This window comes from Mesobacillus jeotgali, assembly GCF_014856545.2.
Lineage (GTDB): Bacteria > Bacillota > Bacilli > Bacillales > Cytobacillaceae > Mesobacillus.
Map to the genome: position 1 here is coordinate 1,189,126 of NZ_CP109811.1, position 17,238 is coordinate 1,206,363.

Annotated in this window: 19 protein-coding genes and 1 pseudogene; 11 read left to right on the forward strand and 9 right to left on the reverse strand. The window is 43.1% G+C overall.

Features of this window, described 5'->3' with window-relative positions; genetic code table 11:
• Window positions 1-60 precede the first annotated feature (60 nt).
• Together yhaM and FOF60_RS05920 are read left to right on the forward strand one after the other, a co-directional pair.
• Window positions 61-1,005, forward strand: a complete 945-nt coding sequence (gene yhaM, locus FOF60_RS05915; protein ID WP_192473279.1) for a 3'-5' exoribonuclease YhaM — start codon at window positions 61-63, stop codon at window positions 1,003-1,005.
• A gap of 218 nt (window positions 1,006-1,223) precedes the next feature.
• Window positions 1,224-1,406, forward strand: coding sequence for a sporulation YhaL family protein (locus tag FOF60_RS05920; protein ID WP_192473280.1), 183 nt, complete (start codon window positions 1,224-1,226; stop codon window positions 1,404-1,406).
• Window positions 1,407-1,579: 173 nt separating this feature from the next.
• On the opposite strand, the gene FOF60_RS05925 is transcribed toward FOF60_RS05920, so the two are convergent.
• The gene (locus FOF60_RS05925; protein WP_192473281.1) at window positions 1,580-2,464 is read right to left on the reverse strand and encodes a peptidylprolyl isomerase; all 885 of its coding nucleotides are present in this window, start codon (window positions 2,462-2,464) and stop codon (window positions 1,580-1,582) included.
• 193 nt (window positions 2,465-2,657) lie between these two features.
• Between FOF60_RS05925 and FOF60_RS05930 the strand changes: the two genes are divergently transcribed.
• The 3 genes from FOF60_RS05930 to FOF60_RS05940 all read left to right on the forward strand — a co-directional run bounded on the left by FOF60_RS05930 (window position 2,658) and on the right by FOF60_RS05940 (window position 3,100).
• A complete protein-coding gene (locus FOF60_RS05930) occupies window positions 2,658-2,738 on the forward strand; it encodes a YjcZ family sporulation protein (RefSeq protein WP_023615406.1) in 81 nt (26 codons plus the stop codon).
• 93 nt (window positions 2,739-2,831) lie between these two features.
• Window positions 2,832-2,915 carry a YjcZ family sporulation protein gene (locus tag FOF60_RS05935; RefSeq protein ID WP_064503397.1) on the forward strand — a complete coding sequence of 28 codons (84 nt, stop codon included), beginning with the start codon at window positions 2,832-2,834 and terminating at the stop codon, window positions 2,913-2,915.
• Between the two features lie 92 nt (window positions 2,916-3,007).
• The gene (locus FOF60_RS05940) at window positions 3,008-3,100 is read left to right on the forward strand and encodes a YjcZ family sporulation protein (RefSeq protein WP_023615405.1); all 93 of its coding nucleotides are present in this window, start codon (window positions 3,008-3,010) and stop codon (window positions 3,098-3,100) included.
• Between the two features lie 168 nt (window positions 3,101-3,268).
• Here FOF60_RS05940 and FOF60_RS05945 read toward each other — a convergent pair whose 3' ends face one another.
• From FOF60_RS05945 to FOF60_RS05970, 6 genes are all read right to left on the reverse strand, one after another.
• Window positions 3,269-3,457, reverse strand: a complete 189-nt coding sequence (locus FOF60_RS05945; protein WP_225650422.1) for a hypothetical protein — start codon at window positions 3,455-3,457, stop codon at window positions 3,269-3,271.
• Between the two features lie 325 nt (window positions 3,458-3,782).
• A complete protein-coding gene (locus FOF60_RS05950) occupies window positions 3,783-4,358 on the reverse strand; it encodes an HTH-type transcriptional regulator Hpr (protein ID WP_192473282.1) in 576 nt (191 codons plus the stop codon).
• Between the two features lie 239 nt (window positions 4,359-4,597).
• Window positions 4,598-4,969, reverse strand: a complete 372-nt coding sequence (locus FOF60_RS05955; RefSeq protein WP_192473283.1) for a YtxH domain-containing protein — start codon at window positions 4,967-4,969, stop codon at window positions 4,598-4,600.
• A gap of 410 nt (window positions 4,970-5,379) precedes the next feature.
• Window positions 5,380-5,898 carry a tryptophan transporter gene (locus FOF60_RS05960; RefSeq protein ID WP_192473284.1) on the reverse strand — a complete coding sequence of 173 codons (519 nt, stop codon included), beginning with the start codon at window positions 5,896-5,898 and terminating at the stop codon, window positions 5,380-5,382.
• A gap of 124 nt (window positions 5,899-6,022) precedes the next feature.
• Window positions 6,023-7,105: a 3-phosphoserine/phosphohydroxythreonine transaminase gene (serC, locus tag FOF60_RS05965; RefSeq protein ID WP_192473285.1), complete on the reverse strand. Its 1,083-nt coding sequence runs from the start codon at window positions 7,103-7,105 to the stop codon at window positions 6,023-6,025.
• 645 nt (window positions 7,106-7,750) lie between these two features.
• Window positions 7,751-8,170 carry an HIT family protein gene (locus tag FOF60_RS05970; protein ID WP_192473286.1) on the reverse strand — a complete coding sequence of 140 codons (420 nt, stop codon included), beginning with the start codon at window positions 8,168-8,170 and terminating at the stop codon, window positions 7,751-7,753.
• A gap of 577 nt (window positions 8,171-8,747) precedes the next feature.
• Between FOF60_RS05970 and FOF60_RS05975 the strand changes: the two genes are divergently transcribed.
• The 3 genes and pseudogenes from FOF60_RS05975 to FOF60_RS05985 all read left to right on the forward strand — a co-directional run bounded on the left by FOF60_RS05975 (window position 8,748) and on the right by FOF60_RS05985 (window position 11,515).
• Window positions 8,748-9,488, forward strand: a complete 741-nt coding sequence (locus FOF60_RS05975; protein ID WP_192473287.1) for an ABC transporter ATP-binding protein — start codon at window positions 8,748-8,750, stop codon at window positions 9,486-9,488.
• Window positions 9,481-10,692 carry an ABC transporter permease gene (locus tag FOF60_RS05980; protein ID WP_192473288.1) on the forward strand — a complete coding sequence of 404 codons (1,212 nt, stop codon included), beginning with the start codon at window positions 9,481-9,483 and terminating at the stop codon, window positions 10,690-10,692. The genes FOF60_RS05975 and FOF60_RS05980 overlap by 8 nt, the downstream gene beginning before the upstream one ends.
• 101 nt (window positions 10,693-10,793) lie before the next feature.
• Window positions 10,794-11,515, forward strand: a pseudogene (locus FOF60_RS05985) (EcsC family protein).
• 186 nt (window positions 11,516-11,701) lie between these two features.
• Here the strand turns inward: FOF60_RS05985 and FOF60_RS05990 are convergent.
• Complete coding sequence (locus FOF60_RS05990) at window positions 11,702-12,910, reverse strand: M20 family metallopeptidase (RefSeq protein WP_319801570.1); 1,209 nt, start codon at window positions 12,908-12,910, stop codon at window positions 11,702-11,704.
• Window positions 12,911-13,064: 154 nt separating this feature from the next.
• Complete coding sequence (locus tag FOF60_RS05995) at window positions 13,065-14,456, reverse strand: hypothetical protein (RefSeq protein WP_192473290.1); 1,392 nt, start codon at window positions 14,454-14,456, stop codon at window positions 13,065-13,067.
• Between the two features lie 317 nt (window positions 14,457-14,773).
• On the opposite strand from FOF60_RS05995, the gene liaF reads away from it, so the two are divergent.
• Genes liaF through FOF60_RS06010 form a run of 3 tightly spaced genes read left to right on the forward strand, consistent with a single transcriptional unit; the run spans window position 14,774 to window position 17,216 of the window.
• Window positions 14,774-15,526, forward strand: a complete 753-nt coding sequence (gene liaF / locus FOF60_RS06000; protein ID WP_225650424.1) for a cell wall-active antibiotics response protein LiaF — start codon at window positions 14,774-14,776, stop codon at window positions 15,524-15,526.
• A gap of 14 nt (window positions 15,527-15,540) precedes the next feature.
• Window positions 15,541-16,575 carry a sensor histidine kinase gene (locus tag FOF60_RS06005; RefSeq protein ID WP_192473292.1) on the forward strand — a complete coding sequence of 345 codons (1,035 nt, stop codon included), beginning with the start codon at window positions 15,541-15,543 and terminating at the stop codon, window positions 16,573-16,575.
• A complete protein-coding gene (locus FOF60_RS06010; RefSeq protein WP_192473293.1) occupies window positions 16,575-17,216 on the forward strand; it encodes a response regulator transcription factor in 642 nt (213 codons plus the stop codon). Before FOF60_RS06005 ends, FOF60_RS06010 begins: the two co-directional genes overlap by 1 nt.
• Window positions 17,217-17,238 lie beyond the last annotated feature (22 nt).

Below are 17,238 nucleotides of genomic sequence, written 5' to 3' on the forward strand. Positions count from 1 at the left end.
GAATCAGAGACAATAGACTCTGTATGTTATACTGTTGCAGAGAGGAGAGGGCTGTTAACTATGAATAAAGGAATTTTAAATCACGAAACAGGGGACCAGGTAGAATTGTTTTTATTGATCAAGCATTCGTCAAAAGGGATTGCCAGCAACGGAAAGCCATTTTTGACGCTCATCCTCCAGGATCAGAGCGGGGAGATCGAAGCAAAGCTATGGGATGTTTCCGATGAAGATGAAAGTACTTATAGTGCTGAAAGCATTGTAAAAATACAGGGAGATATCCAGAATTACCGAGGGAGAAACCAGTTGAAGATCAGGCAAATCCGCCCTGCTTCACCAGCTGACTCTGTAAAACTATCTGATTTTCTTGAGACAGCCCCTGTCAGCCAGGATGAAATGAGCAGCAAGCTTACCCAATATATATTCGAAATGAAGAACCCAAATATCCAGAGGGTGACAAGACATCTATTGAAAAAGCATATGAGTTCTTTCATGGAATATCCTGCAGCGACAAAGAACCATCACGAATTTGTCTCAGGCCTTGCGTACCATGTTACCTCGATGCTTGACCTTGCGAAGTCGATCGCAACACTATATCCAAGTCTTGATAAGGATCTTTTGTATGCCGGAGTCATCCTGCATGATTTAGGGAAGGTCATTGAACTGTCCGGCCCGATTTCTACTACTTATACAGTGGAAGGGAATTTGCTCGGTCACATATCGATCATGGTCAATGAGATTGGTAAGGCAGCCGATGAGCTGGGCATTAGTGGTGAGGAGATAGTCATACTTCAGCATATGGTATTGTCACATCACGGCAAAGCTGAATGGGGCAGCCCGAAACCTCCAATGATCAAAGAGGCAGAAATTCTCCATTATATCGATAATCTCGATGCAAAAATGAATATGCTGGACCGTGCGCTTGCAAGGGTGAAGCCAGGTGAGTTCTCTGAAAGAGTATTCGCGCTGGATAACCGCTCCTTTTACAAGCCTGTATTCCATAAATAGTAAGCAAAAGGCCCTTCTCCATTTTATATGGAGGGGCCTTTATGTTTTGTCTTCTATATAAGTTGAACTTAAGAATTACCATTGAATGAAGCGCCTGGAGCGAAATGAAAAGGTAAACTTTCTAGCTCAACTTATAAAATGGCATATTTTTAAAAACCCTTCATATTAATACATTAAGAGTTCAAATTGGACAACCTTTAAATGGAGGGTATGAAAAAATGTCAATTCCAATCTGGGTAATAGCAGTCGCAGCAGGGATCGTATTCAGTGCCTTCATGGCAGTAAAAACAGGGAAAGAAGAACGAAAAGAAGAAATGGAAAGCATTGAACGAGAAGGCGAGCTTTACATGAAGCGGCTTGAAAGAGAGAAAGAACAACGAGAAAAATCAATGGAAGCATAAAAAAAACACTGGTCTCCAGAAATGGAGCCAGTGTTTTTTGGTTTAATATGAGAGTTTATATAACTGTCCGGCCCTCCGAGGTACACGATGTACTAGACCCGCCAGCCACAGGACGTGGCGTTCTCGGCGGGCAGCGCATGTCAGGGCTGGACAAGGCGCTTTCGCTTTTCTTATTATTGTGGTTGTGTTTGTGCTTCTGCTTCTGGGAATTCAGCAGCACCTTTAAGGTCTTTATCTTTGATTTTAACATCTGCAGCTTCCAGCTCTCGCTTCAGAACCTCTTGAATCTTGTTTTGGTCAAGCTGAGCAAGCTTCAACTCATACTCAAGTTCGTCCTTCATTTCTTCATAAGATTCTTTTTCCTTCTTCTCTGTTACCTTAATGATATGGAAACCGTGCTGTGATTGAACTGGTTCACTGATTTTATTTACTTCAAGGGCATAAGCAGCCTCTTCGAATTCAGGTACCATTTTGCCAGGACCAAAGAATCCAAGGTCTCCGCCTTGTGCAGCTGAACCAGGATCCTGAGAGTATTCCTTCGCTAAGTCTTCAAATTTGGCGCCTTCCTCTAGCTTTTTCTTCACTTCTTGTGCAGTCTTCTCGTCTTCCACAAGAATATGGCTTGCCTTGATTTCAGGCTTGTACTCTTCATAACGCTTCTTGACTTCATCTTCGCTTACCTTTACATCTTTAAGCGCAGCTTTTTCCATTAGAAGCTGGTCTTTAAGGACTTCTTTTAATTCTTCTTCATCTTTTAGCTGGTTTTGCTGAAGAACTAGCTCGAAGTTCTCTCCAAGCTCTTCCTTAAGCTCGGCCACTTTTTCCTCAACCTCTTTATCAGTCACTTCATAATTTTCCGCAAGAACTTTTTGGTAAAGCAACTCTTGAAGTGCCTGCTCTCCATACTTTTCTTTCATGGATTGATAAAGCTCTTCTTTAGTAATGTTGCCTGCCTTCGACTCAACGATGACTTCTGAAGAATCAGCATTATCGTTGCTGCATGCAGCTAATCCCATTACTCCGGCTGCAACCGTGAGGGAAATTATCATTTTTTTCATGGTGAACATCTCCTAAACAGAAAATTCTAGTGGCCGTTTTTAATCCACAATCTCTACTATAACATAATTTCAATTTTCTACAAAAAATAAGTAATGGATATTATTGGTTATTTATTGAGATGGGCGGATATCTATACCGTTTGTTCGATGATGCATAGGATGTAGAGAAGAGAAAAAAAGGAGGTATTTGATAATGGGCCACTATAATTCAGGATTTGCGTTAATTGTTGTCCTGTTCATCTTGCTGATCGTTGTAGGTGCAGCTTACCTGTAATCAACAAAATGCAAGTAATGCAGGATAGTTGCCTATGCGGATATGACATTACTTGAATAAGATATCATAACCACTTTGGAAGGAGGTGTTAATATGGGTGCAGGATACGGCGGCGGCTTTGCGTTAATTGTCGTGTTATTCATTCTGTTAATCATCGTGGGTGCAGCTTGGCTTTAATCTCTGAATAAAGAGTATGGGGGACATTTGGCCCCCGTACTTCGGAATTTCAATGTTAAAGCAAGTTCTCATAGCAGAAAGGAGGAACCTCAATGTCTGGAGGAGGACATGGATATGGCGGCGGCTTTGCTTTGCTCGTTGTCTTGTTCATTCTGTTAATCATCATCGGTGCATCTTGGCTGTAAACTACTGATGAGGGCAATGCTTTCTGCATGCCTTATAATGAAGGCTAATCAAAAAACTTGAAATAAAAAGCGGTGAGGGAGACCTCACCGCTTAATTTATGTAGTTCGAAATTTCAACGCCGGCAGCGCTTGTCGGGCTGACCGCAGCGCTGGCACTTTTGCATTCAGTCACGTATAAAGAATTTCAACGAATGATGAAATCAGCAAAATTGTAACTAAAATATTGATCGTCCTGAAAATATTAGCATGTTTGTCTTCTGGTATTTCCTTCTGGATGCAGAGGGAGTCTGTAAGCTTGTTTATATAGAAAAGAATGAAAGCAGCAAAAAGGACAAACACCAATAAAATGGAGATCATCGAAGAATCCCTCCTTAGCAATCTTTTTATCTTAAATACAATAACAAATATCTAATGAAAAAGATAGTTTTTTATACAGGCAATTATTATAGGAAGGAGGGTTATGATTCGCACATAGACTTGTCTGATTGCAGGGGAAGGATTTGAATGTGAGAAAATGAGCAAACCATAAAAGAGCAAAAAGCGGAGGGTTTAACATTCATTCATCCGCTTTAAGAGATGATTCCCGCTTGTATCCAGCAATAAAACCAGCAAGAGGAAGTGGACAAGGCTTGTGTCTCTGAGGGGTTATCTTCCTCTATAAAGTGGCTGTCATACAAAATTATCAAGCATACTCCTTCTCAGCTGGATCTATCTTCTTAAGTGTACCGTCTTCATCAGAAAACTTCTTGTCAATATTAGAAAAAGACTTCTCGAATATTTCCATAAAGTCATCTCCATAAATATTGCGGACAATTGCCATAATTTCAATGATGTCCGGGAATTTTCCATATAGCTCCTTCAATGGCATTGCCCCTGAAAAAACAGCGTTACTGTCTGGTTCATAGCTTTCCATCAAAGCGAGCAATACGCCTTCGCCTTCTTCCGTAAGCTGGATATACGTATTTCTCTTATCGCTTTCCTTTTTGGAAAACTTTAAATATCCGCGCTCCTCAAGCTTTTTCGAGAAGTTGAAAGCAGTGGAAACATGCATGACTCCAAACTTTGCCACATCAGAAATCGAAGCCCCATTCAAATGATAAGCAATCCATAAAATATGATGCTCATTGATATTCAGGTCGAATGGTTTAATCCATTGCTGCCAGTCCTTCTCAACAGACTTCCATAGGGCCTTGCTCAACTGGGCAATTCTTTGGCTAAACATCATTGCTTCTTTCATAGAATAATTTTTATCTCCCATTCTCATATTCACCTACTTTAATGTTCTATTTTCATTATGCCAATAAAACAAAAATTAATAAAGATATAAATTTACAAAATTTTTTGAATTTGTTAAATTCCATCTAAAGTCGTGTAGTTTTTATGTAATTATTTTATTCTGATGAAAAAATTAGCAATTTGCATAATATATCTTTCTTGATTAAAAAAGAAAATCCTTCCCGCCGGAAAAAAATTACTTTAGGGGAAGGATTGATCTGATTATTTTTCTTTGGAATTAGCAGCAGCCAATTCAGTTTCCAATTCTTTAATTGAATCCTCAATCTCCTTGACATCCTCCTGAAGACCTTTCTTATTTTCCTCCGTTTCAAGCTTCCACTCAAAAATAGCTGTCTTTACATCAGTGATAAATGTTTGGATGGAAGCTTTGCCTTCCTTGGAAGCGGTGGCCACTGTATTTTTCAATTCCATAGCCGAATCCTTTATATCCTTGATGGATCCAATGTATTCATTTTTATTAGCCAGAAGGGTTCTCCTGGTCTCATATCCTGACTTTGGTGCTGCAAGCAGCGTTGCAATTCCTGCTACAACCCCACCTATAACCATTCCTGTTAAAACATTTTTCGATTTCATGCTCTGACCACCTCATTAATTTTTCTGTATATGTTCTCCAAATGAATTGGGATTCCTCTTTTCTTCTATATTTAATTTCCTATTCTCGCACAAATAAACGTTATTAGCTTCATAGCCTTAAATTAACAGGCATAAAAATAAATTAAGGTCATGTTCAGGAAGGAGAGGAGGGGAGTGGGGATTTTTACAACTATAGTGTTTCTCATCAGCGTTGCTTTCTTTGTGGGGGCCGTCCATCATCTCCTAGCGTTAAAGAAGCCAGGCATGTATCCTCCTAAGGCGCTTTTGCGAAAGAGAGCAGGGACACTCGCAGGAGGAGGAGCCATTTTTTTACTGATTGGGATTATCTTTCACACATTCCAATAGAACAAAACAAAGCCCCTGTCCGGTATGGTCAGGGGCTGGTAATTTTAATTGATTTCAGCAAGCTTTGCTCTTTTAAAAATGTTCGTTGCCACAGGATAAAGAATGGCCATGAAAACAGCGTTGAAGGCTGCTGCTGGTAGGACAACCGCCGCGAATAATGCAGTGAATGGTCCTGGCAGACCGATAAGGAAATAGGCAGAACCGAGGAAAACGATTCCTGACACTATGGTTCCAATCGCTGTAAGGCCAGCTGCAGTATAAATGGAAAATCTGAAATTTTTCAGCGCCATCAGGATTCCGAAAAAGACGAACGCAGTGACAGGCTTGTCGATTATGTTCGGGACAAGGCCTCCAGGGAATGTAGTAGTCAATCCAGAGATCAGTCCAGTGACGACTCCAACTAACAGTACACTCTTTTTGTCAGGAAACAGGATGATTCCAAGGAACATCATCGTCAGCATCATATCAGGCTTCATCCCAAGGAAAAAACCTGGTACCACCGTATGCAAGACGGCTCCCATCCCCACTAAAAGTGACAATGCAACAAGATTCTTCGTATTCATTTCTCATCTCTCCTCTGCTATTCTAGCTAACTAGTACTCCTCCTGCAGTGCTCTCTGTGCCTGCAGCGAAAAGCTTTCTCCAATTATAACACATATTTTAATGGAGTAAAGGTTTAATATTCTGTTAATTTCTGCTTCTGAATGAATTCATGAAATCAGCAAGTTTCTCGACGTTTTCAAGAGGAACAGCGTTATAGATCGATGCTCTGCAGCCGCCGACGGACCTGTGGCCGCCAAGCCCTGTGAAGCCGGATTCCTCCGCTTCATGCAGGAAGGCTGTAGTTAAATCATCACTTTCGAGTGTAAAGGTGATATTCATTCGTGAACGGCTTTCTTTTTCGGCATGACCGGTATAGAACCCATCACTTCTGTCTATGGCATCATAAAGCAGTGCAGATTTGTGCTTGCTCATAAGTTCAAGCTGTTTTACTCCGCCAAGAGCTTCAGCCCATTCGAGCACCAGCATCAGGAAATAAATCGATAATGTTGGGGGAGTGTTGTAAAGCGATTTTGACTCAGCGTGAACCTGATAATTGAGCATAGAAGGCAGACCTGGTTCAGAGCGCTTAAGCAAGTCCTTTTGGATAATGACGACTGTGACACCTGATGGGCCGAGGTTTTTCTGTGCACCTGCATAGATAAGACCAAATGATGATAGCTTTAGCGGCCTGCTGAGAATGTCACTGGACATGTCAGCAACGAGCGGATTAGGCAGCCCCTCAGGAAAGGAATGCCACTGGGTTCCATAGATGGTATTGTTCGTCGTGATGTGGAGGTATGAAGATTCAGCTTGTATATCGATTTCTGATGTGCTGGGGATTGATCTGTAGTTGTCATGTTTGGATGAAGCGGCAGTCACTGCCTTTCCAATCTTCTGAGCTTCTTTGAGCGCTTTCTCTGACCATGTGCCAGTAAGGACATAACTTGCAGCCGAGCCTTCCTCAAGAAGGTTCATTGGTACCATTGAGAACTGCAGGCTTGCACCACCCTGGAGAAAAAGAATCTCATAATCATCAGGAATGTTGAGCAGACCCCTTAGCAAATTTTTTGTACGTTCATTTATTTCTTCAAATTCATTGCTGCGATGGCTAAGCTCCATTACGCCCATGCCGCAGCCCAGGTAATTCATCATTTCTTTCTCCGCTTTCGCCAGTACAGCCTCAGGCAATGCAGCTGGGCCAGCATTAAAATTGAGAGCTCGTTTCAAGTGAATCCCCCCGAAAATTAAATTACGGTATTTCTTTAATGTGTTAAAGTTATTATTATGCTACCAGAAATTCAGGCAGAATTCTAATGTTTTCAGAAAAGTTTAAATAAATTTTGAAAAGTAGGAATTTCTTTACATATGACGAAAGAAACTGTGTGGACAGGCAGACGCCAATGTTTCCGATAGAAGGTCTATCGGACAAACGCAAGGGACCGGGAAAAAGTGTCCGATAGAAAGGGTCTAACGGACAAACGTGAGGGAAGAACGGCAAAAAGTGTCCGATAGGATGGCTCTATCGGACAAACGTGAGAGGAGAAGGGCAAAAAGTGTCCGATAGGATGGCTCTATCGGACAAACGTAAAGGAGAAGCCGCAAAAAGTGTCCGATAGGAGGGCTCTATCGGACAAACGTAAAGGAGAAAGCCGCAAAAAGTGTCCGATAGGATGGCTCTATCGGACAAACGCGAGAGGAGAAGGGCAAAAAGTGTCCGATAGGATGGCTCTATCGGACAAACGCGAGGGGAGAAATGCAAAAAGTGTCCGATAGGAGAGCTCTATCGGACAAACACAATCTTGAAAGCCAGAAAAATGTCCGATATAAAGGTGATTTTGATGCCAATAAAAAAACTCCCGCAATGGCGGGAGTCTAAATCTTGCTGTTGATTTCAGCTGCGATTTTTTGATAATCGTCCGAAGTGTATTGATCCTGGTGTGTTTTCCAGACTGCGCCGAAGCCATCACCATTGCCATAGCGCGGAATCAAGTGCATATGGAAGTGGAAGACAGATTGGCCGGCTGCTTCACCGTTATTTTGAAGAACATTCAATCCGATTGGGTCGTATGCAGCTTTGATTGCATTGGCGACTTTTGGAACGGCCTTGAATACATCCGCGGCAATTTCATCGGTTAATTCATAAACATTTTCCTTATGTACTTTAGGGATGACAAGTGTATGTCCTTTCGTTACCTGGCTGATATCGAGGAAGGCAAGGACATTGTCATCCTCATACACCTTGGCAGAAGGGATATCTCCATTAATGATTTTACAAAAAATACAATCGCTCATCTATACCACCCTTTCCATTGCTCATCTTTCTGGTATTTTATCACATTTTGACAATAAACATAAAGAAAGAAAGGACAGGATCCGCTTGGAATCCTGTCCCTGAAGGGAAAACGATTTACTGTTCATTGACGTTCTCAGCAGGTTTACCTTTGATAAACACCTCATTTACAATTCATTTGAATTATAAAAATGATGGGTTATTCAGTACCTGGTTCAATCGGACCATCCCCTGTCTGCTTTAGTCGGTTTCACAACTTATAAAGCGGGAAGTGATCTGCGACACACACCTCATTTCAAAATGTGGAGTGATGTTACTGAACGGCTGGGTTAACATTAACGTAGCGCAATGCAACCATCCCCTTGTATGAACGTTGAAACCAGTGTGCTTATAAATCGAATAATATGTCTTTAACAGACACCTCATTTCGAATTATTGCTTGTTTCCCCTTCAAAAATTATGATGCCCCGATTGAAAACATATATGCGAAAAAGTTTCTAAATAAGTTGAAGCTTTTCCTAAGGGAGCTGTATTTGTTAAAATAACGGTACAGAAATACGAACTGGAAGGACGTTGTACATGTCTTTATTGGAAATTAACGAGGTAACCGGCGGATATACACGAAATCCGGTTTTGAAAAATGTAAGCTTCACTGTCAATAAGAATGAAATTGTGGGATTGATCGGACTGAACGGTGCCGGAAAAAGTACGACAATCAAGCATGTAATCGGTCTGATGGAGCCGCATAAGGGTGACATTAAGATCAATGGCAGGACCTTTTTGGAAGGCAAGGAAGAATACAGGAAGCAGTTCACCTTTGTACCTGAAACCCCTATTCTATATGAAGAATTGACTCTTGAAGAGCATCTGCGGCTGACAGCAATGGCCTATGGGCTTGAGGAGAGGGAGTATGAACAACGCATAGATGCTTTGTTGAAGGAATTCAGGATGAGCAAAAGACTAAAATGGTTCCCGGCCCATTTTTCAAAAGGGATGAAGCAGAAGGTCATGATCATGTGCGCGTTTTTGGTACAACCTTCCCTTTATATTGTCGATGAGCCATTTGTCGGTCTTGATCCGCTTGGAATTCAATCCTTATTGGACCTGATGGACAAGATGAAGGAAAACGGAGCAGGCATTTTGATGTCGACGCATATCCTTGCAACGGCTGAACGATATTGCGATCGTTTTGTCATTCTCCATAATGGAGAAGTAAGGGCGCATGGAACGCTTGAAGAGCTGCGGGAGCAGTTCAAGATGCCTGGTGCGACACTGGATGATTTGTATATCCAACTGACGAAGGAAGAAGACTATGTTTAATCCGCAGCACTTATGGAAGGAGCGATTCGGTACTTTTGCCAAGGAAACCGGAAGCTACCTGCGATACATTTTTAATGGCCATTTAGTGATTGTCGTCCTGTTTTTATTGGGGACAGCGGCATTCTACTATCAAGAGTGGATTGATACGCTGCAGCCTGAATTCCCTGCCGCTTGGGTAATGGCATTGATTCTTGCGACGGTACTTACATACAGCCCAATCCAGACATTTTTGACCGAGGCAGATAAAATATTTCTATTGCCGCTTGAAACCAGATTGGATGATTATTTCAGGAAATCAATCATATTCAGCCTGAGCCTGCAATCCTATTTATTGCTGATCATACTCGCGGTGCTGATGCCGCTCCATGTAAAAATACATGGTGCTGACTTCAAATCGTTTTTCATCTTATTGGTCGCACTCATCCTGATAAAATGGTTCAATATCCTGATCCGCTGGAATGTACAGCATTTTATCGAGAGAAATGTAAAATTGACTGACAGCATCATTCGTTTTTCAATCAATGTGGTGCTTTTGTATTTTATCTTCTCAGGAGCCCAGCTGATTTTTGCTGCAGTTCCGATTGCTGCCTTGATCCTGTTGTATTTGTATTATCAAAAACAGGCAAAGGACAAGGGCTTGAAGTGGGAGCAGCTGATCGAGGACGAAGAAAGACGGATGAACGCCTTTTACCGTGTGGCCAATATGTTTACAGATGTTCCGAAGCTGCGGGACCGCACGAAAAGGAGGAAGTGGCTCGACTGGCTGGTTAACATCTTTCCGTATAAGCAGGACCTGGCCTTCAGCCATCTTTACTTAAGGACCTTCGCCAGGTCCGGTGATTATTTCGGATTGCTTGTCCGCCTTACACTAATAGGGGGAACAGCACTTTATTTCCTTACTTATGGGCCAGGGCAAATTTTTCTTGCATTGCTTTTCATGTATTTGACAGGGTTCCAGCTTTTGCCGTTATGGAACCATCACCAAAACAAACTATGGGTAAGTCTGTATCCAGTGCCGGAGAATGCTAGAAAGAAATCCTTTACAAGCCTGTTATTGGGAATCATGATTTTCCAGGCATCTGTATTTGCGGGGACTGTCCTAATTAAAGGAGAATGGCTGTCAGCAGCAATCGTATTGGCATCCGGAATCGCGTTCTCGCTGTTTTTTGTCTATTTTTACAGCCAGAGCAAGCTGAAATCCTGATTAAGAATCCTTTTCGTAATCGCTTATTGCTTTTATGAAAAGGGTTTTTTTGAATCGTTTTTGCCTTTGGTACGTATTAGTAAAAACAAGGGGTGAAAGCTTTGAATGAATATGAGTTGAAAGTTTATGAAGAGGTTCTCGCCTGGAAGCGGAAGCTGAATAAACGCTCTAGCCTTTTGGCGCGTGCATCTAAAAGAGCGCAGACAAAAGTGAATGAACTGATTCCAGACAGAGTCCATCAATTCTTAACGGAAAGCATTAAAAATATGGTCAAGGCAACCCTGGCGGGATCGAATTACACGACGAAAAAGCATCAGGGTACAGGGCTGACTCTTGCAGAGAAAGACCAGGAGCTTCATAAAAAGCTATCTGCATACAAGAGGACGGCGGCTGTAGAGGGAGCTGGAACTGGAGCCGGGGGCATACTGCTCGGAATGGCGGATTTTCCATTGCTTTTATCGATAAAATGAAATTTCTGTTCGATGCTGCATCTGTATATGGGTTCGATCCATCAAGATATGAAGAAAGGCTATTTATCCTCTATATATTTCAACTGGCATTTTCAAGTGATGAACAACGGAAGCAGATCCTTGACCTTATAGAAAACTGGGAAGCCAGGAAAGCAGAAATGGCAGAACTGGATTGGCAGCAATTTCAGCAGGAGTACAGAGACTATATTGATTTTGCCAAAATGCTGCAGCTAATGCCTGGGATTGGGGCTGTTGTAGGAGCCTACGCTAATTATAATCTGCTTGACCAGCTAGGGGAAACAGCAATGAATGCTTATAGAATGAGAATACTGCAAACACCTCCGCAGCTATGAGCAGCGGAGGTGTTTTTTGCATGATCAAATAATTGTTGTGGGTGACTTATTTTGTTTTCTTAATCTAGCTCCAGCGCCTAACCCCTCGAGACGCTTCGGTCCTGCCAATGAAGTCAAAGAACGACTTCACTGTCAGGCCCTCCAGCGCTTGTCGGGGCTGAACGAAGCGCTTGCGCTTTTTGTTTTTTATGCTAATGTCTCGCTTTTTTCGTGTTTGTTTTGTTCCTGTGTTTGATAGTTGAGTGCGGCCGCGCAAAGAGTCTTTGCCGCGATGACCATCGCTTTTTCATCAAAATCGAACCTTGGGTGATGGTGTGGGTATGACCCGTCTGTTTCCGGCTTTGCTCCAGTGAAGAAGAAGGTGCCCTTTACATTCTGCAGGTAGTAGGCAAAGTCCTCGCCACCCATTTGAAGGTCGCTTTCTTCTATTTTTGTCACTTCCGGTACCTTACATGCACAGTCAATCAGGAACTCTGTTTCTGCTCCATGGTTGACGACGGCTGGATAGCCTTTCTCATACTGGTAATCATAGGTGCAATCTGTTGCCAGGCAGGTGCCATGGACTACTTTTTCAATTTCCGTTGCAATGAAATCCCTGGTTGATTCGTTGAATGTCCTTACTGTGCCGATCAGCTTTGCTTTATCGGCAATTACATTAAAGGCATTGTCTGCAACGAATGAACCGACTGTCACGACAGCGGAATCAACAGGATCGACACGTCGGCTGACAATTTGCTGTAAAGTCGATACGAGCTGAGCTCCAGCGACGATGGCGTCCTTTGTTTTATGCGGCTGGGCGCCGTGCCCGCCTTTTCCCTGTATCGCTATTTCAAACCGGTCTGCTGCTGCCATGATTGGCCCAATCCTGTATTGGATGGTTCCTGTCGGCTCAGTTGCCCACAAATGGGTGCCGAAAATTACATCTACGTCTTCAAGACAGCCGTCTTCAATCATCGAGATTGCCCCGCCTGGAGCGTACTCCTCAGCATGCTGGTGAATCATCACATACGTACCCTGCAAATTTTCCCTGTTTTCAAAGAGTACCTTTGCAAGCACCAATAATGTCGCTGTGTGCCCATCATGGCCGCATGCATGCATCACACCGGGAACTAATGATTTATATGGTACATCTTTCTCGTCCTGAATCGGCAGGGCATCAAAATCAGCTCTAAGGGCGACCGTTTTTCCAGGCTTTGCACCGTAAATTTTTGCGACTACTCCATTTCCGCCCACATTGGCACGAACCTCAACGCCAAGTTTTTCATAATACGATTGGATATATTTAGCTGTGTTCACTTCCTGGAAAGACAATTCAGGATGTTGGTGCATATACCGGCGAATTTCCACCATCTCTGGAAAAAGGTTTTCTATTTTTTTTAAAAGCTGATCCTGCAATTGATTCATCTCCTTATGTAAAATAGTTTGATAATTTAAATAATTATAGCACATAAATAGAATAAAAACATTTTAGAATGATAGCAAAAGAAGCTCCCAGTAATGGAAGCTTCGTATATAAATGGAGCCTTTGAGTGGCATCCAGTGTTTTATGCTATATCAGGAACATCGCCACGATCGTGGTGACAATAAGGCCGATTGTGACCGGAAGCAGATTCCTTCTTGCTAATTCGAACGGATCGACACCGCAAATCGCCGCTGCTGGAATCAATGCCCAGGGTACAAGGGTACCGCCGCCGACCCATATGCCAGCAATTTGGCCAAGAGCAGTCAGGGTAGCTGCTCCAGCACCTATGGCAGTTGAGAAAATCGCTGCCACCGAGCCTGCAAGAGAAATCCCTGAAAATCCGGAACCATCAAGGCCAGTAATTGCCCCGACAGCCGTGAGGGTTATCGCACCAACTTCCGCGCTGAGTGGAACGACAGAAGCCAGTGCCACCCCGAGGTCATTTACAATTCCCTGGGAAGTTTTTGGCAGAAATTCGCCGATTATTTTGGTGAAACCTGAATCGCCAAGGTAAAAGAATGCGGCAATCGGAATAACTGCGCCGAATACCTTGAAGCCGAACTGGAATCCTTCGATAAGGTAGCTGGTCGTTTTTTCAAGACCTTTATTCTTGTGTGCTGCGATGGAAATGAGGAGAAGGATGAAGATTGAGGTCCCGCCTACCAGTGCAGTGGCATCGCCCCCCTGTAGGTTGAGAAGGGACATGGCAGCAACATCTGCTGCAAATAAAACCGGGATCATGAAGGCGAAAAACTTCCTTGCACCTTCTGATAATAAACTGGGGTCACTTGTTTGATCCATTTCCAGCTGCAACGCACCCTCGCTTTTTAGCTTTCCGCTTTTCATGTCCCTTTTTAATAAGTAGAAAGCGGTGACCGTTGTGACAAGCCCCATCACAATGACCAGCGGGATACTTGCCTGAACAACTGAACTGACAGGAATGCCAGCTGCATCAGCGGTTAGTTTTGGAGCAGCCTGGATGACAAAGTCACCGGACAGGGCAATTCCGTGCCCGAAGAGGTTCATTGCGACAGCTACACCAAGCGCAGGCAATCCGACTCTGACAGCAACCGGTAAAAGGACGGCACCCATCAATGCGACAGCAGGTGAAGGCCAGAAGAACCAGGAGATGACCATCATGACAATGCCAATCGTCCAATAAGCAAGCGCCGGTGTTTTGATCAGCTTTGCAAACGGAGATATCATTGCATCATTGATTCCAGTCACAGTAAGTGTCCTGCTCATCGCGACGATAATCGAAATAACAAGAATAGTAGGCAAAAGCTCGGTAATCGCATATATGAAGCTATTGAATATGCTGCTGACCGACCCGCTTAGGGATCCTGTAGCGACGATGGCCAATAAAAAGATACCGGTTATCGATATAAGGGTTGTATCTCTTTTCATAACCATGAAACCGATAATGAGGAAAATGAATAAAACATATATCCAATGAAGTGCGGATAATTCTACAGCCATGGAATAAAGCTCCTTTCTAAATGACATGCTGTTTACACTTTGTGCAATATAGGCAAATTTCCTAATTGAGTACTACAGGATATGACGGCCGCGAAAAGGTGTGAGCGGTATGGGGGAATTTTTTTCGGTCTCGAGACGGAGAGGAAAAGCTTCTACGGAGGGGTGGAAAATGTCCATCCATCTTTTAATATGAAGCTATGATTCTATCCTGAAAAACCAGAGTAGGATTAACGCAAAATAAAGGGATTTTCCCAGATGGAAAAGAATAAGTGATTATGTTGGAAAGAAAGAAGGGGGAAGTTTTGGGGACACGTTCGATGAATCAGATAGCCGCTGCTGTCATACTTACAGCCATAGGGGTTATTCTGCTGCTAGTCAATTTAGGTGTCATTTCCTTGGAAATAAAAGAGCTTTTTGTCGTAACATATCCTTTTTTACTCATTGTGTATGGAATAGTGGTTTTGGTGCAGAAACGGTTTGGCTGGGGCGCGTTCATAGTCCTATTTTCATCACTGCTGATCATGGACCGTTTTGGTCTGATCGTTTTTCAATTTCTTGATGTTTGGAAGCTTTGGCCTGTGGTGTTGATTTATATTGGTGCAGCCATTCTGTTTAACAGTAAAAAAATAAAGGTTATTTACCGAACTGATTTACCGTCAGCCAAGGCGATGGAAAATATCCCAGCGTCCGAAACTTCCTTGAAGAAAATTCGAGGGGTATCGATGGGCAAGGTAACATTCAAAAAGCAAAACTGGGCAGTCGAACCAATGGATTTATACAATATGATCGGTGAATATTTTATTGATTTCAGTAAGGGCTTCATTCCTGACAGGGAGACGCCAATAAGGGTGAGAGGCTGGATTGGTGAAGTGAAAATGCTCATTCCTGAGGATGTCCCGGTAAAAATCAATGCTGTCATAGGTGTCGGTGAAGTAAAGCTGTTTGATTATTCCCAGGAGCAAATCAAGCATGTAGTCGCATATAAGTCGGATGATTATGATCAGGCAGTGAGAAAGCTGAACATTACGATTGAATTGAAAATCGGTTCTGTAAGGATTGATCGGGTGTAGGGGGGGAGAAGCAAATGACAAGTATCCGCTTATGGTTTATCCAAACGTTCTTGATGATGGCTTTTATAACCTCCCTCATCCTCTTTATCGGCCTTCAAGTTTTTTTATTCCTTGTTCCCGACAACGGCCTTTCCACTGCGATGACCTTCTGGTTTTGGCTGTACAGCTTTCTCATAATGGCTGGTGCCGGGTTTTACTTCAGTTTACGAGGAAGTTATGTAATCAAAGGACGCCTTGGTGACATCTTGCAGTTTATTGCCACATTGCGCAGAGGTAAATTCACGGAAAGAATTAAAACGGATGAAAAAGATGAGATCGGCCTCATTTCAGAGGAGCTCAATCAGTTATCTGAATACCTTCAGGAGCAGGTTCATTCATTGCAACGGCTCGCAGAGGAAAAAACAGAGCTATCCAGGACCGCAAAGTCGGCCGCCATCATGGAGGAAAGGCAAAGGCTTGCCAGGGATCTCCATGATGTAGTCAGCCAACAGCTATTCGCCCTTAGTATGATGTCGTCTGCTTCACTGAGATGGTTTGATCAGGAGCCAGAAAAGGCTCGAAAGCAGCTGGAGCAAATTTCTGAGATAGCCGGCAAAGCACAGGGGGAAATGAGGGCTCTTCTTCTTCACTTGCGGCCTGTCCAATTGAGCGGTGAAAGCCTGTGCGAAGGGATCATTAAACTGATCAAGGAGCTGAAGCAAAAAACGAACCTGGCATTTGAAGCAAGTGTCGATGAAATCGAGCATCTTTCGCAGGCTGCAGAAGAGCATATATTTCGGATTGTCCAGGAAGCACTTTCGAATATACTGCGCCATGCAGAAGCATCAAAGGTGAAATTGGTGCTTACAGAGGAGCAGAAATACATCCATCTATATATAGGTGACGATGGTAAAGGCTTTGACATCCACGAAGAAAAGATGGCATCTTATGGCCTTAAGACAATGCGGGAACGGTGCGAACAAATTGGCGGTACATATAATATCCGTTCAAAAGCGGATGAAGGAACATATATTGAAATACGGATACCGGCTTTGAGGAGGGAAGAGTAATGGGGAAAATAAGGATTGCGGTAGTGGATGATCATGAAATGGTACGGAAAGGCATCATTTCCTATTTAGAAACCGAACCGTCAATCGAAATTGTCGGAGAGGCGGATAGCGGAAAAAAGGCCGTTTCACTTGTTAAGGATACAAAGCCGGATGTTGTCCTGATGGACCTGTTGATGGAGAATGGATCAGGTATTGATGCAACCAGAGAGATTCTGAGCTTTTATCCAGAATGCAAAATCATCATCATCACGAGCTTTTATGATGATGAACAAGTTTTTCCGGCTATTGAGGCAGGGGCATTCAGCTATATGCTAAAAACTGCGACCGCGTCCGAAGTCATCAAGGCGATTGAAAAAGCCTCTAAAGGGGAGACGGTCATTGAACCAAAAGTGGCCAATAAAATGATGAAGAGGCTCAGACCGCAGGAGCGCAAGCCGCACGATGAACTGACAGAGCGGGAGCTTGATGTCTTGAAATGTATTGGTGAAGGTATGACAAACCAGCAGATCAGCGAAGAGTTATTCATCGGTGTGAAAACCGTCAAAACCCATGTTTCGAATATTTTAGGTAAACTCGGTTTGTCCGACAGAACGCAAGCGGCTGTTTATGCAAATCGGAACGGCTTGATCAAGTCGACATAAGTGGAGGAGAGTGTCACGAGGT